Below are 21,891 nucleotides of genomic sequence, written 5' to 3'. Positions count from 1 at the left end.
GGTTGCAGCGAGTTCGCGGCTCAGCCGGTGTACCCAACTATTCCACTTTTGCCAGTTTGCGCACGGCCTCATCGACGCTGTGGAAGACGTGCTCCCGGGGCAGCACATCGAACAATTTGAACCGCTCGAACGCGTCCTGCGCGCGGACTGACTCCAGCCGCGCCAGCGCGACGGTGGCGCCCTGTTCGCCGCACGCCTTGAACACGTCGAGCAGGATCTGCGCGGCGGTGAAGTCGATCTCGACCATGCCGCTGGCCTCCAGCACCAGCAGTTGCGGCGTCGACGTCGTGAGCACCTTGGTCACGTCGCTGCGAAAACCCGGCGCGTTGAGGAAGGACAGCGGCGCCTGGAGCCCGATTACGGCGACGCCGGCGATGCGTTCACCGGTGATGTGCGGATGCGCCGGCCACCAGATCGTGGTGCCCGGCACGCGCTCGAACTCGATCAGCTTGGCGCGCGTGGTGCTCCAGATGCCGTGCAGCAGCGACAGCACGATGCCGAGGAATGCGCCCTGCTGGATCGGCAGCACGATGATCAGCGCCGCGGTCGCCGCGATCAGCAGGAACTCGCTGAAGGACTGCTTGTAGATCGTGACGATCTGCTTCAGGCGGATGATGCGCAGCGCCACGAACAGCAGGATGCCGCCGAGGGCGGCGTCCGGAACGTGCTGCAACAGTCCGGTGCCGAATGCGAGCAGCGCCAGCACGATGGCCGCGGCGGCAAGGCCCGCGAGCTGCGATTGTCCGCCGGTCTCGGCAACGATCCCCGTTCGTGGCGGGCTGGCATTGACGGGAAAAGCGCCGAACAGGCCGGCCAACACGCTGCCTGCGCCCGCGCCGAGGAAATCGCGGTCGACATCGGCGGGCTTGTCGGGATCGGACGGGAAGGATCGCGTGGTGGCGGCGGTCTGCACCATCACGACGACGGTGATGACGAAAGCGAGCGGCACCAGGTGCACCCATTGCTCCGGCGCAAGCACGGGGAAGGTCGGCCGCGGCAGCGTGCCCGGCACGCTGCCGACGACGTTGACGCCCTTGCTTTCGAGGCCGAGCGCGATGGTGGCCAGCGTCGCCGCGACCAGCCCGATCAGCGCGCCCGGAATTTTGGGGCTGATCTTCTCGGAGATGAAGACCGCCGCCAGCACGCCGAAGCCGATGCAGAAGGTGAGGGGATTGGTACGGCCGAGTTCGGTTGCGAGCACGCCGATGCGATCGAGCGTCGGGCCGCTCGGTGACGGAAGTCCCAGCACGCCCGGCAATTGCGAGATGATGATGTGGACGGAGATGCCGGCGAGGAGGCCGACCATGACCGGCATCGACAGCAGATTGGCGATGCCGCCGAGACGAAACGCGCCGCCGGCCAGCATCATTGCGCCGACCATCAGCGCCAGCGCGATCGCAAGGCCCTGATAGTCAGGTGAGCCGGCGGCGGCCAACGCGGCGAGCCCGCCGGCAAAGATCGGAGTGATCGTGGAATCGGCGCCGCAGGACAGGAAGCGATTGCCGCCGAGCAGCGCAAAGCCGAGCGAGCCGGCCATGAAGGCAAAGAAGCCGATCTGCGGCGCGAACCCGCCGAGCCGTGCGGTCGCCATCTGCTCGGGGATCGCGATCGCCGCCAGCGTCAGCCCCGCCATGAGATCGCCGGGCACGGAATAGGACGCGAGCGAGCGGAATAGCGGCCAGGCATGCTTGGCGTAAGCGTCGTGCGGCATCGAAGTGGAATCCCTGGCAGGCTGGCGTCAGTCGGTCAGACTACAGCATTTTCCGATTGGAAGGTGGTGGGCGCGAATATCCGCGACCTTCGTGTCCCGGACGCGCTGCAATGCGCAGCATTGCTGCGCAGAGCCGGGACCCATCGTGCCGCACACTACGTCGCAATGTGGGCCCCGGCTCTGCAGCGCACCGCCGAAGCGGCGCTGCGCTGCGGCCGGGGCACGAGAGGCGAGCGAGCAATGAGTTCAGTACCTGCTGCGATAATTGTCGCCGCGTCCCGGGCCGCCGTAGCCGCCGCGCCCCCCCATGCCCATTCCCATGCCGAGACCGATCCCGATTCCGACACCAACGGCTTCCGGCGGTGGGCCGGGGGGCGGCGCGCGCTCGTAGACCACTTCGTCGGGCGGCGGCCGGCGCGGCTTCGGCGGCGTGTCGACGACCTTGCGCTTCGGCGGGGTGTCGTCGACGCGCTTCTTGATGATCGGCGCGACGGTCGGATTGACCGGCGAGACTGGCGGCGTAGGCGTCGAGCACGGGCAGGTCGGTGCCATCGCGACGGCGATCTGAGCAGGGATCGCAGCAGCCGCAACCGGCAAGGCATAGTTGCGGTTCTGCACGCGGAGCAGCAGCCGGCGCGCGGTTGCGGCGAGGTCGCTGTTGTCCCAGTTGTTGAGATAGGCCTCGAACGAAGCGCGGGTGTTGATCGCGGTCGCACGCTCCCAGGCCAGCATCTGGCGTCGGCGCTCCACGATGGTGCGCAGGCGCGGCGTGCGGGTGTCCTGGGCGTAGAGCTCGATATAGGCCTGATACGCCTCCACGGTGTCGTCGGTGAGCACGAGCTCATAGGCGACCTTCGGGTCCTTGCCCTGCAAATCCTTGCGCCAGTCGGCGACGCTGCGCGTGCCGCCGGCGAGCGCCATCGACGATGCGCCAGGAAGAGGAGGTTGCTGGCTGCTGCTCTCGCCGCCGAAGAATTTGAAGTCGGTCGTCAGCGAGGAGCTTTCCCAGGGAATCTGCCGTCCGTCGGTCGACTGCGCAACCGCGATGCGGATGCGCTTGAACACTTCCTCGATCGGGATGTTCGGTTGCTTGGCGACCGAAAGCGCAGCGGTGGTGTAGGGGCTGTCGGCGCCGGAGCCGTCCTCGGCCTCCGCGCCTGGCGATGTCGAATAGGAGATGAAGGTGCCCTGCGCGCCGGCCTTGGTGTCGACGATCGCAAGCCCGTGGCCGGCGCCGCTGAGCGCGGGGAACGGATTGTTGCGGCAGGCATCGAGCATGAAGATGCGCGCGCGCGTCGGCAGCGCGCCGAGCGTGTTGAGCAGATCGTTCAGCCGCACGCCCTGGAGCGGAATGTCGGCCTCGCGCTTGGGATCGAGATCGACAGGCACGAGATAGTTCTCGCCGTCGATCTGAAGGCCGTGGCCGGCGTAGAATACCAGCGCGACTGTGTCGGCACCGCTGGCGCTGACCTTGCCGGCGAAATCCGAGATCGCCTGACGCATGTCGTTCTGCGACAAATTGGGTGCCGCGGTGACGGTGAAGCCGGCATTGCCGAGCAGCTCCGTCATGCCCTTGGCGTCATTGGCGGCGTTGGGCAGCTCCGGCACCGTGCGATAGGCCGATTGCCCGATCACCAGCGCGAGCCGCGCTTCGGCCGCGGCATCTGTCGGCGTCATCAATTGCGTGAGCGCAAGAAGGCTGGAGGCAAGGAATAAATTGCGAAGGACTGGACGGGGCATGGTGTCTCCTCCATCGGCAATGCGCGCGAGGATGTCACCTTTTCTAGGAGGCCGCCACGATTCTGTCTGTGCGCTATCTCACGCTGCGAGCTGCGGCAAAATGGGGCAGAGGAACTGCCGGAATTGGCGCGCCAGGCCAGCCGGCGTCAGAACAGTCCGCGGTCCCAGGGCGTGACAGGCGCAAAACGCGTGGCGAGAAAGTCGATGAAGGCGCGCACTTTCGCCGGCGGCCGGCGATCGGGCAGGTAGACGGCATGCACGGCCGAGGTCTGGATTTCCGGCTGGTCGAGCGGAAGCGCGACCAGCGTGCCGGCGCGCAGATCGTCGGCGATGATGAAGGTCGGCTGCCGCGCCAGCCCCAGGCCGGCCAGCGTCGCCGCGCGCAACGCATCGCCATTGTTGGCGCGCAAGGTGCCGCTGATTTGGACGCGGATCTCGCCATCCGTGCCAAACAGCCATTCCGCCGCGCTCGCCTGCTGCGAGAGCGTGTAGCCGAGACAATTATGTCCGGCGAGGTCGGCGACGCTGCGCGGCGTGCCGTGCTTTTCGAGATATGAGGGCGCGGCGCAGACGACCAGGCGGTTCGGTGCGAGCCGCCGCGCGACCATGCTGGAGTCACGCAGCTTGCCGATGCGGATCGCGAGGTCCCAGCCTTCCTCGGCGAGATCGACGAGGCGGTCGTTGAGGCCGAGCTCGACGGTGACCTCGGGATGAGCTGCCGAAAACTCGGCGATCGCAGGCGCGATCTGCCGCGTGCCGAACACGACGGGCATGTTGACCCGCAGCAGCCCGCGCGGCTCGACGCGTTCGCGTGCGACCGCGGAATCGGCGGCCTCCATGTCGGCGAGGATGCGCTCCGAGGATTCCAGATAGCTTCGTCCGGCCTCGGTGATCGATAGCCGCCGCGTGGTGCGGTGGAATAGCCTGGTGCCGAGCCGCGCCTCGAGTGCGGCGACATGCTTGGTCACCATGGTCTGCGACAGGCCCATGGCCCGGGCCGCGCCCGAGAGGCTGCCGATCGCGGCGACCTTGGCGAAGACCTCCAGGCTGGTCAGCCGGTCGAGCATATATCTCACTCTATTGGTGTGAAGTATAATTCCAAAATAGCCGATTATCATTTAAATGGGAATAGATCATAGCGCAGTGCAGCAAAGGAGACCGCCATGATCGATTCCCGTACCGCCCCCTACGCCGCGCTCGTGCTGCGCGTGACGCTGGGCGCACTCTTCCTCGCCCATGCCAGTTTGAAACTGTTCGTGTTCACGCCCGCCGGCACCGCAAAGTTCTTCGGCAGCCTCGGCTTCCCGCCGGAGCTCGCCTATCTCATCATGACCGTGGAAGTGCTGAGCGGGTTCGCCCTGATCCTCGGCGTCTGGACCCGCTACGCGGCGCTGGCCGGCATTCCGATCCTGCTCGGCGCGATCTTCACCGTGCACGGCGCCGCCGGCTTCTTCTTCACCAATCCGAAGGGCGGTTGGGAATTCCCCGCCTTCTGGGCGATCGCGCTCGGGGCGCAGGCCCTGCTCGGCGACGGCGCCTATGCGCTGCGTCCGTCCCGCGACGTCGCGGCGGCGAGCGGGCAGCTCAGCGGTGCACATTCGCGCTGACGTCACCAACTCGTTCGAACATAAGAGCTGCGGGGTACGATCCCGCAGCTCTTTTTGCTGCGTGCCCATCAATCTGCGTTCGGCATTGATCCATGCCAGAATTGGATCGATCTGCGTCAATCTTGCATGGCAGGTATTATCGCTGCCGTGCGGCATGATCGAAAACAGCTTTAAATAGCGGCGTTCCGCTGCGGTCTCTGCCGATGTGCCGGCCGCTCGCGCCATCGCGGCACCCCGGCCGCGTCCCTTGCCTGTGCCGTCGCTTTGGCCATACAGTCCGCGCAACAGGCTGCGGCAACGATCGCGGCCGTAAACAAAAATATCGGAGAGAGACCGCACCATGACCATCGTGCCCGTGAACCGTCGCGCGTTCATCAAGTCATCGGCGGCGGTCACCGCCGGCCTCGTGCTTTCTCCCGCGATCATCGGCCGCGCCGAAGCTGCGACGCTGAAGCTGAAATGCTCCTCCTCGCTGCCGAACGATCCCAAATTCGCCAACGGCCGCGTCTACTACGACAACCTCGTCAAGAATTTGAAGGGCAACGGGCTCGGCGAGCAGGTCGAGGTCGCCTTCTTCCCCGACAACCAGCTCGGCCAGGAGATCGACGTCATCAATTCGGTGAAGCTCGGCGTCATCGACCTCATGGTGTCGGGATCGTCGATATCAGCCAATCTGGTGCCGCTGGTCGGCACCTTCGATCTCGGCTTTCTGTTCTCGAGTTTCCCGCAGCAGACGAAGGCGTTCGATTCCGGCGCCGCCAAGCCGATCGAGGATGCCCTGCTCAAGGGCAGCAACATCCGCATCATCGCCTGGGCCTATAATTTCGGCTCACGCAGCGTGCTGGCGAGGAAGCCGGTGAAGACGCCGGAGGATCTCGCCGGCCTCAAGATCCGCACGCTGCCAAATCCCGTCATCACGGAGTGCCTGCGCCTGATGGGCGCTGCCGCGACGCCGCTGGCCTTCGGCGAAATCTACACGGCGTTGCAGGCCGGCGTGCTCGATGGCCTGGAGCATGATCCGCCGACGATCCTCGCCAGCAAGTTCTTCGAGACGGCGAAATTCTACGCGCTGACGCAGCACAATTTTTCGCCGCTCGCGATCTACTTCAGCGACATGACCTACAACCGCATGGATTCGAAGCTGCGCGACGGCTTTCTCGATGCCGCCAAGAAGGCCGCGGTCGACACCCGTGCCCATGGGCTTGCGGTCGAGAAGGAAGCGCTGGCGGCTTTGACCGAGAAGGGCGTGACGGTCGCCGAATGCGACCGCGAAGCCTTCAAGAAGCGCGTCGCGCCGCAGCACGAGAACTTCATCAAGGCACGGCCGGACTCCAAGGCCGTCATCGACATCATCCGCGCGACGCAAGCTTGAGATGACGATAACAGCCGCCGTGCCGCTCTCGGGCGGCCGCCACGGGAGCATTGCACTGCTGCTACGTTGCAGCGACGTGATCGCGGCCATCCTTCTGGCCGCCGATCTCGCGGTCGTCTGCGGCTCCGTGCTGCTGCGCTTCTGCTTCAATGCGCCGGTCGAATGGTCGGATGACGTCGCGCGCGGCCTGATGGTCGGCTCGGCCTTCTTTGGCGCTGCGAGCGCACTCGCGCGCGGCGAGAATGTCGGCGTGTCGTTCTTCCGCGACCTGTTGCCGCGACGGCTGCGCGCGCTGGTCGATGCCGCCAGCGCCCTGCTGATCGTGCTGATCTCGGGCTATGTCGCCTTTAACGCGATCAAGCTGGGTTCGCTCACGGCCGGCCAGACCACCGGATCCGGCCTGCCGCTGGAGCTGACCTTCTATCCGATGGGCGTCGGTGCGGTGTTCATGACCGTGTTTGCGATCGACCATCTCTGCGCGCGGCCGCTGCCCGACATCGTCAGGGGCCTCGTTGCGATCGTCATCGTCACCGGCCTTTATCTGGCCTGGGACTATCTGTCGCCGTCCACGGTGCCGTCGGCGGGCACGCTGATGCTGATCGGTTTCTTCGCAACGCTGTTCGGCGGATTGCCGATCGGTTTTGCGCTGGCGCTGGCCGCGCTGGTCTTCATCTGGGTCGAGGGCACGCTGCCCGGCGTCATCTTCGCCCAGCAGATGGCGCGCGGCATCGACAATTTCGTGCTGCTCGCGATCCCCTTCTTCATCCTCGTCGGCTACCTCATGGAAGCCAACGGCATGTCGGTGCGTCTGATCGAGCTGTTGCAGCGTGGCGTCGGCCGCATGCGCGGCGGGCTGAACGTCGTGATGGTGGCGTCGATGGTGCTATTCTCGGGCATCTCGGGCTCGAAGATGGCCGACGTTGCCGCAGTCGGCTCCGTGCTGATCCCGGCCGCACGCCGCTCGAAGCAGAATCCGGGTGGCGCGGTGGCATTGCTCGCCGCATCCGCGGTGATGGCGGAAACCATTCCGCCCTGCATCAATTTGATCATTTTGGGCTTCGTCGCGAACCTGTCGATCGGCGGGCTGTTCATGGCAGGGCTGCTGCCGGCGGCGCTGATGGCGCTGGTCCTGATCGCGGTGTCCATCATCTTCGGCAAGCCGCCGGCAGAGGCCGAGGACGTCGAGCCGCAGGCGCCGGTGTCGGGTCTGTGGAGCGGCGCGATCGCCGCGTTCGGCCTGATCTTCATGATCTTCTTCGGCTTCAAGAGCGGCTTTGCCACGGCGACCGAGATATCGGCCTTCGCCGTGGCTTACGCGCTCGTCGTCGGCAGTCTCGTGTTCCGCGAGCTCACCTTCAAATCCGCTGCGGACAGCTTCGTGCAGGGAGCGACGCGCGCGGGGCTCGTTCTGTTCATCGTCGCCGCCGCGCAGTCGCTGGCGTTCACGCTGACCTTGCAGCAGGTGCCGCATGCGGTCGGCGATTTCATGCTCGGATTGTCCAAGACATCAGGCACCTGGCTGTTCATCCTGCTCGCAATCGGCGTGCTGATCGTGATGGGCTCGGTGCTGGAGGGCGCGGCCGCGCTAATCATCTTCGGGCCGCTGCTGCTGCCGGTCGCCGTGCAGCTCGGGATCGATCCTCTGCATTTCGGCGTCGTGCTGGTGATCGCGATGGGCATCGGCCTGTTCGCGCCGCCGCTCGGGCTCGGGCTCTACGGTGCCTGCCTGATCGGCAACGTGCCGATCGAGCAGACGGTGAAGCCGATCATGGGTTATCTTGGCCTGCTGACGCTGTGCCTGCTCGTCATCGCCTTCGTGCCATGGCTCTCGACGGCGCTCCCGCGGGCGTTTGGCTATTGAAGGAGTTTTGCCGTGAAGGTCCTGCTCGCGCACACGCCGGAGATGCGTCGCAATTACTACGGCGATCGCAGCCTCAACGGTCTTCGGGCGACGGCGGAGGTGATCCTGCACGAGAGCGACGATACGCTCGACGCCGCCGGCCTCGTCCGCGCGGCGAAGGATGCCGACATCATCGTCGCCGACCGCATGACCGAGGGGCGCGGCGAGATCTTCGGTCAACTGCCGCGCTTGCGTGCCTTCGTCCGCTGTGCCGTCGACATCCGCAACGTCAATGTGGAAGCGGCCTCGCAAGCCGGCGTGCTGGTGACCCGCGCCGGTCCCGGCTTCGTGCAGGCGGTGGCCGAGCTCGCGGTCGGCTACATGGTCGATCTCTCCCGCGGTGTGTCGCGGACGACCGCTGACTATCACGCCGGCCGCAAGGTCGAAGCGCGAATGGGCCGCCAGCTCGCCGGCAGCAAGGTCGGCATCATCGGTTATGGCAGCATCGGGCGTTACCTCGCCGAGATCGCAAAGGTGATGCGGATGGAGGTGCTGGTCGCAGACCCCTTTGCTGATGTCAGCGACAGTGCCATCCGGCAGGTCAGTCTCGACGAGCTTCTCTCTACCTGTGACTATGTCGTTTGCCTCGCAGTCGCCAACGAGCAGACCGAAAATCTGATCGGCGAGGCGGCGTTGGCGCGCATGCAGACGCACGCCGTCTTCATCAATCTCTCGCGCGGCAATCTCGTCGATGAGGCCGCGCTCGGCAGGGCGCTGCTTGAAGGCCGTATCGCGGGTGCCGCGATGGATGTCGGCCGCGCACCCGACCAGATGCCGGCGCCCGAACTGGCGAGGCTTGCGAACGTCGTCGCCACGCCGCATGTTGGCGGCCTGACGCCGCAGGCGATCGAATACCAGTCGCTGGAAACCGTGCGGCAGGTCGAAGCGATCGTCAAAGGCGAAGCCCCGCAAGGCGCCGTCAACGCCGACCGCTGGACAAGGCGGCCCTAAAGCTTATCCACCGCCCTGAACGTCCCGTCCTTCTGGATCACCGTCAAGAACACTTTTGGCGGTGTGTCGATCGCGCGGATGCCGACGGTGACGATGCTGCCGCTGATGTTGAAACGGCCGACATCGTTGATGGCGCGCAAGAGGCTCGCGCGCGTCGGCTGCGGTCCGGCCTTTTCCAGCGCCGCGGCCGCGAGGCGGCCGGAGAGATAGCCTTCGAGCGACACGAAGTCCGGTGTCAGCGTCGGGTCGAACGCCCTTTGCGCGGCCTGATAGTCGGCGACGAGTTTGAGCGAGCGATCCCAGGGAAACGGCACCACCTGCGAGACGATGACGCCCTCACCGTCGGGACCGAGCTCCTTGGCGAGCGCGTTGGCGCCGACGAAGGAGATGTTGACGAAGGTCGGATAGGCGCCGCTGCGGTGCGCGAGCTTGATGAACTCGGCGCAGGGCCCGTAGGTCCCGACCATGACGATGGCCTCCGCTTCGGCGCGCTTGATCATCCGCCAGGCCGAGGCGACGGCGCGGGTGTTGCGCTCGAAGGTGCCTTCGGCGGCAAGTTCGAGGCCGCGCTTGGCCAGCGCGCGCTTCACGCCGGCAAGACCGTCGCGGCCGAAGGAATCGTCCTGATAGAAGATGCCGATGCGGGTGAACTTGCGATCCTCGGTGAGGTGCTTGACCCAGGCCTCGGCCTCGGCGCCGTAGCTCGCACGGATGTTGACGACATTGGCGAGCTCGAGGTCGCGCAGGAATTCGGCGCCGCTGAACGGGCCGATGAAGGGAACGTTGCGGACGCTGGTGATCGGGATCGTCGCCATCGCGGTCGGCGTGCCCACCGCGCCGATCAGCGCGAACACCTTGTCCTCCTCGATCAGCCGCAGCGTCTGCGCCACCGAACGATCGGGATCGTAGCCGTCGTCGCGGCTGATGAGCTGGAGCTTGCGGCCGTGGACGCCGCCCTTGTCGTTGATCTCGGTGAACGCCGCGACGATGCCTTGCCGCATCCGCTGCCCGAGTGCGGAGGAGGGACCTTCGAGCACAGCTGCCTGGCCGAACAGGATCGCATCGTCACTGACGCCGGCCTCGTCGCCCCTCGCAGGCAGCAGGCTCGCTGCCAGCAATGCGATGGTCAAGGCGAGGCATGTCGCAGATCGCAATCGTCTCATGAGGATGCTTGCCGGATACAGAACGGGTTCGCGGAAACGATAGTTCTGCGGGCTGAACAGGTCGCTAAGGCGCGCCGCACCAATGGTCCGTAAGATTCCGGGAAAAATCGGCAATCTATTTCCAGATTGGCGCGATTTGCAGGGGCAATCATTAACTAAATCGCGCAATGCGGAACACCCGCGACCTGAAATTGTGCGCTTCTTAACTCCGATCCTGGTCCGATAGCGGTTCCGGTGGCTCAACCAGAAGTGGGCCGACGAGGGGGACGTGCGGATCAAGATGGGCGGTCGCGATCAGAACGATCAGGATCGGGAGCGGAAGACCGGATGGTGGCGCGCCGCGCCGCTGCTCGGGCTGTATCGCCCTGCGCTGGTCGCGATCGGCGTCGGCCTTCTGTTCTCGATCGTGGGCGCCGCTGCGGTCGCGCGATGGGAAGATCGCGTCAACAGGATCGAGTTCGAGAACGCGGCCGAGACCGAAGCGATCGTCATGCAGTACGGCATGGGCGAGTACATCTCCAGGCTGGTCGCACTGCGGACGCTGTTCGAATCGACCAACGAGGAAATCACCCGTAGCGAATTCGAGACCTTCAGCGCCCGCCTGTTCGAGCGCCATCCCGGCATGTTGCGCATCGCCTGGCTGCCGCGCGTGAACCGCAAGGAGCGCGCCGAATACGAGGCCGCCGCGATCACGGACGGCGTATCGGGCTATCGCATCAAGTCGCTTCAGGGCGATGCCTTCGCGGTCGCGCCGCAGGGTGACGAATATTTCCCGGTGTTCTATTCGACCCAGCCGAAGACCTCGTCGGTCTACGGCATGGATTACGCGACCATCCCGGAACGTCGCGCGGCGCTGGAGCGCGCGCGCGACAACGACCGCGTCGCGTCCATTCGCACACGCCTCTACGAACCGAAGGAAGGCGGCCGGCTGCCCGACATCCTCGTCACCATTCCCGTCTATGCCAAGGGGACGTCGCGCGAGACGGTGGCGGACCGGCGCCGCAACCTCGCCGGCTTCGTCGTTGGTGTCTTCGACCTGCCGCTGCTGATCCAGGCCATTCGCGTGACCACCGGGGCAAGCCCCGCGGTCAGTGTGAATGTCTATCCGCCCTTCACGGGGCAGATCGGCAGTCTCGAGGAGATGCTGCCGGATTTTTCGTCGGCAGCCACGGCGCCGCAGTCGATGCGTGACGTTGCCCGGGGCGTGCACTGGTCGGGCGGTCTCAAGATCGGCGACACTGAATGGCAGGTGCGCGCCATTCCGACCGCCGGTGGCGCGCTGGAGACGGCCTACGACCGCGCGGCCGCGGTTCTCATCGTCGGCATGCTGCTCACGCTGTCGCTGTCGATCTATCTGGTGCTCGCAAGCCGCAATTCACGGCGGTTGTCGCTGGCGAACCGCCGGGTGCTCGAGCTCGCCCAGACCGACATCCTGACCGGCTTGCCGAACCGTGCCTTCTTCCTGGCCCGGCTCGACGAGCTCAATGGCCTGCTGGGCGATTCCGGTTCGACCTTCTCGATCCTGATGCTCGACCTCGACCGCTTCAAGAACGTCAACGATTCGCTCGGTCACGGCGCCGGCGACGTGCTGTTGCGCCAGGTGGCGCAGCGGCTGAGATCCGCGCTGCGTGCAAGCGACGTGCTGGCGCGGCTCGGCGGCGACGAGTTCGCCATCATCCAGGAAGCTTGCGAGGACCAGCGCGCCTGCTCGACCGAGCTGGCGGGACGGATCGCCAAGCTCGTAGCCGAGCCGTTCCTGCTGCCCGGACATCGCGTCGAGATCGGCACCAGCATCGGCATCGCGATCGCGCCGGATCATGGCAGCGACCAGGAGCAATTGCTCAAGAAGGCCGACCTCGCGCTCTACCGCTCGAAATCAGCCGGCCGCAACTGCTTCACCATCTACGACGAGGCGATGTCGGCAGAGCTCGAGGCGCGCAGCACGCTCGAAGGCGATCTGCGCGACGCCATCGCGCGCTGCCAGCTCGAGGTCCACTACCAGCCGTTCGTCGATGCCCACGGCAGCGAGCGGCGCGGCTTCGAGGCGCTGGTGCGCTGGCGGCATCCGACGCGCGGATTGATTGCGCCGGACCAGTTCATTCCGCTTGCGGAGGAGACCGGGTTGATCGTTCCGCTCGGCGAGTTCGTGCTGCGGCGCGCCTGCGCGGACGCGGCCGGATGGCCTGCGGGCCTCGCGGTCGCCGTGAACCTGTCGCCGATCCAGTTCAAGGAGGCCGAGCTGTTCCAGATGATCTGCGCGGCGCTCACGGATTCCGGCCTGCCGCCGCAGCGGCTGGAGATCGAGATCACGGAATCGGTGCTGCTGGAGCGCGGGGTCGAGAACCTCGCCTTCATGGAACGGCTGAAGCATCTCGGCATCGAGCTTGCACTCGACGATTTCGGCACCGGCTATTCGTCGCTGAGCTATCTGACCACGTTTCCGTTCGACAAGATCAAGATCGATAAGTCGTTCATCCGCAACCTCACGCATCAGCCGCGCAGCTCCGCCATCATCGCCTCGATCGTGACGCTGGCGCGCGGGCTGGACATGTCGGTCACCGCCGAGGGCGTCGAGACAGCTGAGGAGTTCGAGCGGCTGACGGCGCTCGGCGTCAATTTTGCGCAAGGCTATCTGTTCGGACGCCCGCAGCCGGTCGACCAGATCGCGTTCGACGCGCCCGTTCAGCCGTCGCAGCGCGACGCGGCCTGAGCCCTTAGCCTCGTCCTTCGAGACGATGCGCTTCGCGGTCTCCTCAGGATGAGGCTAAGCGGCATCCGTGCCTGTTGACACTGCTGCCGCGCGCTCCGTCCTCATCCTGAGGAGCCCGCCTAAAGCGGGCGTCTCGAAGGATCGGCGGCAGGAAGACCGCTCCCCATGAGATTGCGCTGCTGCTCAGGGGCCAAACGCGAAAATAGCTTGACCCAGGCATTCCCGGATGGTCGGTAGGACCATCTAGGGATGAAACAAGCACATCATGCGACTTCCGTTCTTCTACGGCTGGGTCGTGGTCGCCGTGACCTTCGTCACCATGGCCATCGGCGTCAACGCCCGCACCGCCTTCTCATTGTTCTTTCCGCCGATCATCTCCGAATTCGGCTGGGAGCGCGGCGTCACCGCGGGTGCGTTCTCGTTCGGTTTCGTGGTGTCGGGCGTGGTCAGTCCGCTGATCGGCCGTCTGATGGATCGCGCCGGTCCCCGCGCGGTGATGGAGCTCGGCGTCGTGCTGATGGGCGGCGGGCTGCTGCTCGCCCCGCTGACCAGCCAACCCTGGCATCTCTACGTCACCATCGGCGTCATGGTTGGCGCCGGCAGCGTCTGTCTCGGCTATTCCGGCCAGTCGCTGTTCCTGCCGAACTGGTTCATCCGCAGCCGTGGCTTCGCCATCGGCATCGCCTTTGCCGGTGTCGGCATCGGCTCGGTGACGCTGCTGCCCTGGGTGCAGCACATGATCGAGCAGACCGGCTGGCGCACCGCCTGCACCGCGATGGGCCTGCTCATCCTGATCGTGCTGGCGCCGATCAATTTGTTCCTGCACAAGCGTCCGGAGGATATCGGCCTTCAGCCGGACGGCGATGCCGCGCCTGCCACTGGTGCCGCAAAATCAGTCTCCAACGTCGTCGATCCCGTCTGGGTCAATACCGACTGGACACTGAAGCGTGCGGTCGCGACTACGCGGTTCTGGTGGATCGCGCTCGGCTATTTCTGCGGCCTGTACATCTGGTACGCCGTACAGGTGCATCAGACAAAATTCCTGCTCGACATCGGCTTCAGTGCGAACGTTGCGGTGTGGGCGCTTGGCACCGTCAGCCTGCTCGGCATTCCCGGCCAGATCCTGCTCGGCCATGTCTCCGACCGGATCGGGCGGGAGTGGGTGTGGGCGATCAGCTGCGCAGGCTTTGCGATCTGCTTTGCGGCGCTGATCGCGCTGAAATTCGAGCCGTCGCCGTGGCTCGTTTACGTCGTGGTGTTCGCGCAAGGCGCGCTCGGCTACGGCCTCACCTCGATCATGGGCGCGGTGGTGTTCGAGATTTTCCAGGGCAAGCATCAGGGCAGCATTTTCGGCATGATCATGCTGGCGGCATTGGCTGGCGGCGCGGCGGGTCCCTGGCTCACCGGCTTCCTCTATGATCGCAGCGGGGATTACACGCTCGCCTTCGCCATCGCCATCGTCGTGAGCGGAGTATCGGCGCTCTCGGTCTGGCAGGCCGCTCCACGCAAGGTGCGGGCCGTGGCCGGCCGGCTGCACATGCTCAATCCTGGAACCGTCGCGAAATAAGTTCCGCACGCACCGGATTACCTTTGCAGCTTTCGCGAGATGTTAAGCATGTCGCGTCTTGGCCAAACGCGGCGGGATTGCAAAAACGTCTTGGACACCATCGGAGCGTTAGCTTCGGGCCGATTGCCTCTTCTTCCCGATGCTGCCGGGTCCAACGATGCCTGTCTCCGATTGCCCAGTGACCGAACTGCCGGACGTGCTGCGCGCCGCGCTCGCATGCGCCGACGATGCGATCGTTATCGTCGATGACGCGCATCGCATCACGCATTTCAATGCCGCCGCGGAGCGGATCTGGAAGCTTGCCCGCGCTGATGTACTCGGCCGCGATGCCGACATTCTCACACTCAGGTTCCTCAAGGCAGGTCCCGTTGCCGACTTCCGCGAGGAGATCAGCCTCGTGCGGCGCGACGGCAGCCGCATCAAGGCGCAGGTCGCGATGTCGTCAGCGACCGTCGGCGGCGCGACCCATCACATCGTGTTCGCGCGCGACGTCACCATCGATGCGGAGCGTCGCGCCAGGATCGGGCTGCTCCACGCCGTTTCCGATCAGACCAACCGCGCGGTCATCATCACCGACATCGAACAGAACATCGTCTATGTCAATTCGGCGTTCACGGCGCTGTTCGGCCATACCAGCGAGGAGGCCGAGGGACGCCACGCCGGCGAGCTCATCGCCGGCTGCCACACCGATCGCAAGGCCATCGCAAAACTCGTCAAGCGCCTGATGACTGGCGGCCGGCGCGGCGAAATCGAGACACTCGTCTACAACAAGGACGGCGAGGAGATCTGGGTGTGCGCCCGGATCGACGCCTTCCGCGACAAGAAGGGCCGGGTCAGGCACATCTTCGCGCTGCTCGAGGACATCACCGAGACCAAGCAGCTGCGCTCGCTCCAGCAGCTGATCATGAGCGCGCTCGCCGACGAAGTCCCGATCACCGACATCGCCGACAGGCTGTGTCGCCGGGTCGAGGAGATCGCACCTGACGTGGTCTGCTCGCTGCTTCACGTCGATGCCGCCGGCCTGATCCATCCGCTCGGCGGCCCGAGCCTGCCCGAGGACTATTCCCGCGCGCTCGACGGCATCGCGATCGGCCCCAACGTGGGCTCCTGCGGCACGGCCGCCTTCTACGGCGAGCCGGTGCTGGCCGAAGATCTCGACACCGATCCGCGCTGGCAGCCCTACAAGGCGATGCCGCTCGAAGTGGGCCTGCGTGCCTGCTGGTCAACGCCGATCAAGTCCAAGGACGGCCGGGTCATCGCCACCTTCGCCTTCTATTTCCGTGAGCCGCGCGCGCCGAGCAATTGGCACCGCCGCATTGTCGAGGCCTGTGTCGGCCTCGGCGCCTTTGCGATCGAGCGCAAGGAAGCGCGCGCCGAGATCGCGCGACTCGCCTATCACGACATCCTCACCGGCCTGCCGAACCGCGCGCAGCTGCGGCACCTGATCACCACCGCGATCGACGCCTGCCCGACCGGCAGCCACGTCGCGCTCGCTTTCCTCGACGTCGATCATTTCAAGGACGTCAACGACACGCTCGGACACGCCGCCGGCGACGAGCTGCTGATCCAGCTCGCGCAGCGCCTGCGCGAACACATCGGTCCCGAGGACATGCTGGGGCGGCTCGGCGGCGACGAATTCGTCATCCTGCTGCCGCAACGCACCGCCGAGGGCGCCGAGCGCGTCGCGGCCGGAATCACGGAGGCGCTGTCCGCGCCGTTGCGGCTCGGATCAAAACTGATGCCGATGTCGGCCAGCATCGGCATCAGCCTCTATCCCGATCACGCCACCGACATCGACACGCTGATGCAGCAGGCCGACTCCGCCATGTACATGGCCAAGCAGGCCGGACGTTCGACCTATCGCCTGTTCAGCGCCGAGATGAACGGGCTCGCCGAGCAGCGGCTGGCGCTGATTGCGGCGCTGCGCAAGGCCATCGCGGAGGGCGCGCTGACGCTGAGCTACCAGCCGCAGGTCCGCAGCTGCGACGGCGCCATTCACGGCGTCGAGGCGCTGGCGCGCTGGCACGATGCCCTGCTCGGCGATGTCTCGCCGGCAAAATTCATTCCGCTCGCCGAAGAGTGCGGCCTGATCGAGCAGATCGGCCTGTGGTCGGTGCGCGAGGCCTGCCGGCAGATGGCCAGCTGGCGCCGCGCCGGGCTCAACATCCCCAGCGTGTCGGTGAATTTGTCGCCGATCAATTTCCGCAATGTCACGCTGGCCGCGCGGCTCAAGGACATCCTTGCCGAATACGAATTGCCGTCGGATGCCCTGATGCTCGAGATCACCGAAGGCGCGTTCATGCAGGACAGCGTCGCCGCGCTCGAGACCATGAACGCGATCCGCGAGCTCGGCGTCGGGCTCTCGGTGGACGATTTCGGCACCGGCTATTCCAGCCTCAGCCGCCTCGCGCATCTGCCGATCCGCGAACTGAAGATCGACCGCAGTTTTATGCGCGATATCGAGAAGGATGCGGGCGCCCTCGCAATCGCCACCGCCGTGGTGCGCGTCGGCCAGGGTCTCGGCATGACCGTCGTCGGCGAAGGCGTCGAGACCGAGGGGCAGCGCAAGGTGCTGTCCGAGCTCGGCTGCGACGTCGTCCAGGGCTTCCTCTACGCCCCCGCGCTGCCGCCGGTCGCCTTCGAGCGCTGGCTGATCGAGCACTGCGCCGAGCAGGCGCGGGCGATGCTGGGTCGGCTGGATCTTGCGGCGGTTGATAAACTTGCGGTTAAGCGCTCGGCGTAGATAAGCGACCGGGCCGGTTACACTGCAACCAATCTGGAGGTCATTGCTTGGTCTTTGCAGGGAAAATCAGCGATTGATCATCAATATCCTGGTCCGGAAGCCGATGCACGCCCGCCATGGTATGCAGCTCGACCAGGGACGGCATCGCCGCAGTGGAGAGTTCGACCGCGCGAGGCTGCCCCCTGAAGATCGTGGCGGCAGCGATGATCAGTGTCAGAACGACGAAAGAAGCGACCAGGAACCGGGTCATGAAAAATCTCCGACTTCGCCTATGTGGAGAACAAAAAGCTTAATAAACAACGCTGCCGCTAAACGCGGGCACTCGGCTCGGCAAACGCCGTAGTAGCGGATTCCTGCACGAAACTCTCAAGGATAGCGGCGGCGCCGAGCCCGACGATGGCGGCGAAGAGACAGGCAATTGTAAAAGCGCGCATGTTGTTGATCCCTGCATCCGCAACGTAGCATCTGATTTTTGCAACTCTCGTACAAAACAACGTGTTCAGGTCGGAAGCGCGAAAGCCTTCACCTCAATATCGATAAGCGTTCGTCCGGCCGCGCCAACGGCCGCATAGAAGTCAGCGGAACCTGCCCGCTCGAGATCAGCGAAAAACCGTCCCATCCAGCGTGAGACATGCTCTTCAAAAAATATCCTCTCGGCGTCCGCTGACGCTGGAATGCTCCCGCCGGCCAAGCCTGACATGATCTCGCAGAGAAATCCCGCGTGATCTTCGGGCTCCGTACGGTCCGGAGCCTTTTGGAGGCCGAGACCCTCCAGAGTTTCCCTCAACCGCGCGAGCGGGCGGCCATACAGGGTTTCCGACAAATAGTGTGACGCATAAGGCAGCAATGCCCCGTTGCCCAATCCTGCAAAGAGGGCGAAGAACTCGCGTGACGCGGCTTGCTCGTTTGTCCGGCGCGCTGCATCCGCCAGCGCAATGTGCGCCATGCCCATTGGGCTCGCATCGCCGCGCAATCCGGAGATGCGGCTCAGCAGATGCGCGTCCGGGCTGCGCGTCAGCAAAGTTGCCAACAGCGCGTATTCCTGCGCCCGGGCGCGGTCGAATTCATCGACAGTACGCACTGAAGCGATCCTCGAGGCTTGATCCATCATCGTTCGATCGCGCAAGACATAAAATCTGGCCGGTTGTTAGCGTGGCAACGCGCTGCCATGACGTCGTGTTCGCCGGGAGGGCGGCACTTCGGCGGCAGGGCCGTCGGGCTGCATGAGCTGATTGCGGTCATGGTCCGGCCGAGCCGTGGCATCATTGGGCAGCGATTGAACCGCCAATGTCGGGTCGGGAATAGACGGTTCCGCATCGGGCCGTCCTTGCGAAATCGGCTCTGCCGGCAACGGCACGTCTGCAAGTGCGTCGCGCACCTGCTCCAGCCCCTTTGACATCTGCGCGAGGAAATCGGCGACGTTGTCTGCCGGATCGAGCGGGCCAAATCCCGGAATTGCGTTGGGATCGTTGAAATCCCACTGGTTCTCCGCGATTCCGATGAAGTCGCGGATCGCAGGATCGGTCGCCCAGGCTCGGCGCAATGCCAGGCGCTTCAATTCGGCCGGAACGCCCGTCTGCAGGAACGCAGCAATGTCGGTCTGAGCGGTGATAGATTCGATCGACGGCAAGCTGGCGAGATCGAATGGCCGGTCAGTCTCGCCGTTCGCTGCGGACGGCTCAGCAGCTTGCTCACCGTCGGTCGGAGCAGGTTCAGCGTCCAGGCTTCTCGAAGCTTGCTTGAGCCGCGCCCAGCGAACGAAGACGTTACTCTCTGACACTGATCTCTCTCATGCCTTTGCTAACGGTTGCGTTGCCGTTTGATGAATGGCCGTTCGACATGGTGCTCGGCAATGAAACGGCTGATGATTTCGGAGATGCCAATCGGCATCGGTACTGCTTCAATCAGGTTACTGCCCGCGTCGGTAAACGCCTCGCCCTCGGCCGGATCGGCCGTGACAGCGAGCAGTTCATAAGGCGGTTCGGAGCCGGTGGGACGCAAATTAACCCATAATTTTGGCGAGCCTGATGTCAGATTTTCGCGATAGTTGATGGTCTCAGTACGGTGCAGCTCGATCACGGCGTCGCCTGCATAGAACAACGTGACGTCGCCTTCGCCGCCAATCGGAGTCCACGGCGTTGCAGACGGTTCTCCCGCAAAGACCGACACGGGGCGCCACAGAAAATCGGCCCACACGCTCTTCGCTTTGCGCCGTTCGACTGCGACACTGACAGCAATGCGTGCAAGACTTGTCGATATCAATTTCCCGTCTCCATCGAAGTGCGGTCTCCGATACAGGTCGCCTTTTGCGGCATGCGGAGTATATACTCTGAGGATAGTCCGGCCAGTAGGTGGCCGCTCTATTTGGGAGCCGCGGGATATCGTGACCGTCGTACCTGAAACCAGCCGGCGCCTCCTGATCTGCTCATGCGAAGGGACGATGCCGCTCGACGCCGGCGCGATCCAGCGCGGCTGCCGCGGCAAAGCGACGGCCGCGACGCAACTCTGCGGTGCGGAGCTTGGTCTGTTCGAGGCTGTCGTGGCCGAAGAGGGGCCGCTCACTGTGGCCTGCACGCAGCAGGCGGCGCTCTTTTCAGAGGTTGCAGCCGAAAATAATCGTGCGAATTCGATACAGTTTGCCAATATTCGCGAGACCGCCGGATGGTCCAGCGACGCCGACCGCGCGGGGCCGAAGATGGCCGCGTTGCTGGCCGCCGCGACTGAAGTCGCCGCACCCGCGCCAATGATCCAGCTGGAGAGCAGCGGAATCATCCTGATCTACGGCCGCGATGAGGCTGTCATTCAGGCTGGCGATTTGCTGAAGGAGCATCTCGACGTCACCGTGCTGATTGCGCCGCCAGCCGCGCTGGCGACGCCGCGCAGCGCCGACTTTCCGATCGCCAAAGGTCGGATAACGAGTGTCAAAGGACATCTGGGCGCGTTCGAATTGGTGGTCGACGAGTTTGCCGAAGCGGCGCCGTCCTCGCGTCGCGCCCTGACGTTTGGCCCATCGCGCAACAACGCTCGATCGACCTGCGACATCGTCCTCGACTTGACCGGCGGGCCTGCGCTGATCCCCGCCGACCTGCGCGACGGTTATCTGCGTGCTGATCCCGGTCATCCCGCAGCTATTCTCCAGGCCGTGCTGAAAGCACGCGATCTCGTCGGGACTTTCGAGAAGCCACGTTACATCACCTTTGATGCCGGGCTTTGCGCCCATTCGCGCTCGAAGCAAACCGGCTGCACTCGCTGCCTCGACTCCTGTCCTGCCGGCGCGATCACGCCCGCGGGCAACCATGTGGCAATCGATGCCGACATCTGCGCGGGCTGCGGTCAATGCGCGACGGCTTGTCCCACGGGTGCGGCGTCCTATGCCCTGCCGCCGGAAGATGCGTTGGTCAGAAAGCTGCGAGCCATGCTGCTCGCATATCGTCAGGCGGGCGGCGAGCGGGCTGTTGTCCTCGTTCATGACGAAAGTCACGGCGCGCCGCTGATCGATGCGCTGGCGCGGTTCGGCGACGGCTTGCCCGCGAACGTGTTGCCGTTTGCCGTCAACGAAGTCACGCAGGTCGGGCTGGAGAGCGTCATTGCAGCTTTTGCGTATGGCGTGTCGGCGGTTTGCTTCCTGCTCCGGGCCAAGCTGCGCCATGACGTCTCCGGGTTGATGCGGACGATCGCGTTGGCCGATCCGATTTTGACCGGCCTTGGCTTCGGCCCGGACCGGCTTTCGGCGATAAAGACCGACGATCCCGACCACCTGATCGAGGCGTTGCGCACGGCGCCCACCGCCGCACCGGCTCCGCGCCCCGCGAGCTTCCGCCCGGTGGGCGGCAAGCGCGATGTGCTTCGTTTTGCGCTGGCCGAACTGCACCGCGCAGCACCTGCACCCGTCGATGTCATTCCGTTGCCGGACGGGGCGCCGTTCGGCGCCGTCGAGGTCGATACCGCGGGCTGCACACTTTGCCTGTCCTGCGTGTCGGTCTGTCCGACGAGTGCCTTGCGCGACGACCCCGAGCGTCCGGCATTGCGTTTTGTCGAAGATTCCTGCGTTCAGTGCGGTCTGTGCCGGACGACGTGTCCGGAGAAGGTCATCACGCTGGTCCCGCAAATCGACTTCCGCGCGAGCCGGGCGCCAACCCGGGTTCTCAAGGAAGAGGAGCCGTTCTGCTGCATCCGCTGCAGCAAGCCGTTCGGCGTCAAGAGCAGCATCGAGCGCGTCGTCGCGAAGCTCGAAGGCCAGCACTGGATGTATTCGGGGTCGGCGCAGAGGCTCGACGCAATCAAGATGTGCGGCGACTGCCGGGTGAGCTTCGTCGCCGAACAAGGTTTTGAATCCTATGGTGCGCCGGGCCCGACCGTCCGCACCACCGACGATTATTTGCGTGACCGGGAGGCGCAACAAGATCCGGACAGCCGCTCCAGCTGAA

At 65.1% G+C, this 21,891-nt stretch carries 17 protein-coding genes; 8 read left to right on the top strand and 9 right to left on the bottom strand.

Annotated features, from left to right (window positions below; all coding sequences use genetic code 11):
- Window positions 1-37: 37 nt before the first annotated feature.
- The 3 genes from IVB29_RS18355 to IVB29_RS18345 all read right to left on the bottom strand — a co-directional run bounded on the left by IVB29_RS18355 (window position 38) and on the right by IVB29_RS18345 (window position 4,518).
- The gene (locus IVB29_RS18355; protein WP_247504774.1) at window positions 38-1,711 is read right to left on the bottom strand and encodes a SulP family inorganic anion transporter; all 1,674 of its coding nucleotides are present in this window, start codon (window positions 1,709-1,711) and stop codon (window positions 38-40) included.
- A 246-nt stretch (window positions 1,712-1,957) separates the two neighbouring features.
- The gene (locus tag IVB29_RS18350) at window positions 1,958-3,451 is read right to left on the bottom strand and encodes a caspase family protein (protein WP_247504773.1); all 1,494 of its coding nucleotides are present in this window, start codon (window positions 3,449-3,451) and stop codon (window positions 1,958-1,960) included.
- Window positions 3,452-3,597: 146 nt separating this feature from the next.
- A complete protein-coding gene (locus tag IVB29_RS18345; RefSeq protein ID WP_247504772.1) occupies window positions 3,598-4,518 on the bottom strand; it encodes a LysR family transcriptional regulator in 921 nt (306 codons plus the stop codon).
- 96 nt (window positions 4,519-4,614) lie between these two features.
- Between IVB29_RS18345 and IVB29_RS18340 the strand changes: the two genes are divergently transcribed.
- From IVB29_RS18340 to IVB29_RS18325, 4 genes are all read left to right on the top strand, one after another.
- On the top strand, window positions 4,615-5,058 hold the full coding sequence (locus tag IVB29_RS18340; RefSeq protein ID WP_247504771.1) for a DoxX family protein: 444 nt from the start codon (window positions 4,615-4,617) through the stop codon (window positions 5,056-5,058).
- Between the two features lie 340 nt (window positions 5,059-5,398).
- Complete coding sequence (locus IVB29_RS18335) at window positions 5,399-6,430, top strand: TRAP transporter substrate-binding protein (RefSeq protein WP_247504770.1); 1,032 nt, start codon at window positions 5,399-5,401, stop codon at window positions 6,428-6,430.
- Window position 6,431: 1 nt separating this feature from the next.
- Window positions 6,432-8,291, top strand: coding sequence for a TRAP transporter large permease subunit (locus IVB29_RS18330; RefSeq protein ID WP_247504769.1), 1,860 nt, complete (start codon window positions 6,432-6,434; stop codon window positions 8,289-8,291).
- Window positions 8,292-8,303: 12 nt separating this feature from the next.
- Window positions 8,304-9,281, top strand: coding sequence for a hydroxyacid dehydrogenase (locus tag IVB29_RS18325; RefSeq protein WP_247504768.1), 978 nt, complete (start codon window positions 8,304-8,306; stop codon window positions 9,279-9,281).
- Here the strand turns inward: IVB29_RS18325 and IVB29_RS18320 are convergent.
- Window positions 9,278-10,444: an ABC transporter substrate-binding protein gene (locus IVB29_RS18320; RefSeq protein WP_247504767.1), complete on the bottom strand. Its 1,167-nt coding sequence runs from the start codon at window positions 10,442-10,444 to the stop codon at window positions 9,278-9,280. The genes IVB29_RS18325 and IVB29_RS18320 overlap by 4 nt on opposite strands.
- A 280-nt stretch (window positions 10,445-10,724) precedes the next feature.
- Between IVB29_RS18320 and IVB29_RS18315 the strand changes: the two genes are divergently transcribed.
- From IVB29_RS18315 to IVB29_RS18305, 3 genes are all read left to right on the top strand, one after another.
- Window positions 10,725-13,154, top strand: coding sequence for an EAL domain-containing protein (locus IVB29_RS18315; RefSeq protein ID WP_247505133.1), 2,430 nt, complete (start codon window positions 10,725-10,727; stop codon window positions 13,152-13,154).
- Between the two features lie 265 nt (window positions 13,155-13,419).
- On the top strand, window positions 13,420-14,721 hold the full coding sequence (locus tag IVB29_RS18310) for an MFS transporter (RefSeq protein WP_247504766.1): 1,302 nt from the start codon (window positions 13,420-13,422) through the stop codon (window positions 14,719-14,721).
- A 157-nt stretch (window positions 14,722-14,878) separates the two neighbouring features.
- Window positions 14,879-17,464: an EAL domain-containing protein gene (locus IVB29_RS18305; RefSeq protein ID WP_247504765.1), complete on the top strand. Its 2,586-nt coding sequence runs from the start codon at window positions 14,879-14,881 to the stop codon at window positions 17,462-17,464.
- Window positions 17,465-17,504: 40 nt separating this feature from the next.
- Here IVB29_RS18305 and IVB29_RS18300 read toward each other — a convergent pair whose 3' ends face one another.
- From IVB29_RS18300 to IVB29_RS18285, 5 genes are all read right to left on the bottom strand, one after another.
- Window positions 17,505-17,714, bottom strand: a complete 210-nt coding sequence (locus IVB29_RS18300) for a hypothetical protein (RefSeq protein ID WP_247504764.1) — start codon at window positions 17,712-17,714, stop codon at window positions 17,505-17,507.
- 58 nt (window positions 17,715-17,772) lie between these two features.
- Window positions 17,773-17,898 (bottom strand): hypothetical protein, encoded by a 126-nt coding sequence (locus tag IVB29_RS38410; RefSeq protein ID WP_256466893.1) that lies wholly within the window; start codon window positions 17,896-17,898, stop codon window positions 17,773-17,775.
- A gap of 65 nt (window positions 17,899-17,963) precedes the next feature.
- Window positions 17,964-18,575, bottom strand: a complete 612-nt coding sequence (locus IVB29_RS18295) for a molecular chaperone TorD family protein (protein WP_247504763.1) — start codon at window positions 18,573-18,575, stop codon at window positions 17,964-17,966.
- Between the two features lie 36 nt (window positions 18,576-18,611).
- Complete coding sequence (locus IVB29_RS18290; RefSeq protein ID WP_247504762.1) at window positions 18,612-19,244, bottom strand: DUF3306 domain-containing protein; 633 nt, start codon at window positions 19,242-19,244, stop codon at window positions 18,612-18,614.
- A gap of 20 nt (window positions 19,245-19,264) precedes the next feature.
- Entirely contained in the window at window positions 19,265-19,726 is a 462-nt protein-coding gene (locus IVB29_RS18285; protein WP_247504761.1) for a DUF3305 domain-containing protein, read from the bottom strand.
- 178 nt (window positions 19,727-19,904) lie between these two features.
- Between IVB29_RS18285 and IVB29_RS18280 the strand changes: the two genes are divergently transcribed.
- Window positions 19,905-21,890, top strand: a complete 1,986-nt coding sequence (locus tag IVB29_RS18280) for a 4Fe-4S binding protein (RefSeq protein ID WP_247504760.1) — start codon at window positions 19,905-19,907, stop codon at window positions 21,888-21,890.
- Window position 21,891: the final 1 nt, after the last annotated feature.

Source organism: Bradyrhizobium sp. 1 (genome assembly GCF_023073315.1).
Lineage (GTDB): Bacteria > Pseudomonadota > Alphaproteobacteria > Rhizobiales > Xanthobacteraceae > Bradyrhizobium.
Note: the sequence above shows the minus strand (reverse complement) of the source record. Positions and strands in the feature narration are given on the sequence as shown.

Coding starts and splice junctions, on each gene's coding strand:
- IVB29_RS18320 (WP_247504767.1), bottom strand. CDS start 10,444: ATGAGACGATTGCGATCTGCGACATGCCTCGCCTTGACCATCGCATTG.
- IVB29_RS18305 (WP_247504765.1), top strand. CDS start 14,879: ATGCCTGTCTCCGATTGCCCAGTGACCGAACTGCCGGACGTGCTGCGC.
- IVB29_RS18330 (WP_247504769.1), top strand. CDS start 6,432: ATGACGATAACAGCCGCCGTGCCGCTCTCGGGCGGCCGCCACGGGAGC.
- IVB29_RS18345 (WP_247504772.1), bottom strand. CDS start 4,518: ATGCTCGACCGGCTGACCAGCCTGGAGGTCTTCGCCAAGGTCGCCGCG.
- IVB29_RS18295 (WP_247504763.1), bottom strand. CDS start 18,575: ATGATGGATCAAGCCTCGAGGATCGCTTCAGTGCGTACTGTCGATGAA.
- IVB29_RS38410 (WP_256466893.1), bottom strand. CDS start 17,898: ATGCGCGCTTTTACAATTGCCTGTCTCTTCGCCGCCATCGTCGGGCTC.
- IVB29_RS18310 (WP_247504766.1), top strand. CDS start 13,420: ATGCGACTTCCGTTCTTCTACGGCTGGGTCGTGGTCGCCGTGACCTTC.
- IVB29_RS18315 (WP_247505133.1), top strand. CDS start 10,725: ATGGGCGGTCGCGATCAGAACGATCAGGATCGGGAGCGGAAGACCGGA.
- IVB29_RS18355 (WP_247504774.1), bottom strand. CDS start 1,711: ATGCCGCACGACGCTTACGCCAAGCATGCCTGGCCGCTATTCCGCTCG.
- IVB29_RS18280 (WP_247504760.1), top strand. CDS start 19,905: ATGCCGCTCGACGCCGGCGCGATCCAGCGCGGCTGCCGCGGCAAAGCG.
- IVB29_RS18300 (WP_247504764.1), bottom strand. CDS start 17,714: ATGACCCGGTTCCTGGTCGCTTCTTTCGTCGTTCTGACACTGATCATC.
- IVB29_RS18340 (WP_247504771.1), top strand. CDS start 4,615: ATGATCGATTCCCGTACCGCCCCCTACGCCGCGCTCGTGCTGCGCGTG.
- IVB29_RS18350 (WP_247504773.1), bottom strand. CDS start 3,451: ATGCCCCGTCCAGTCCTTCGCAATTTATTCCTTGCCTCCAGCCTTCTT.
- IVB29_RS18335 (WP_247504770.1), top strand. CDS start 5,399: ATGACCATCGTGCCCGTGAACCGTCGCGCGTTCATCAAGTCATCGGCG.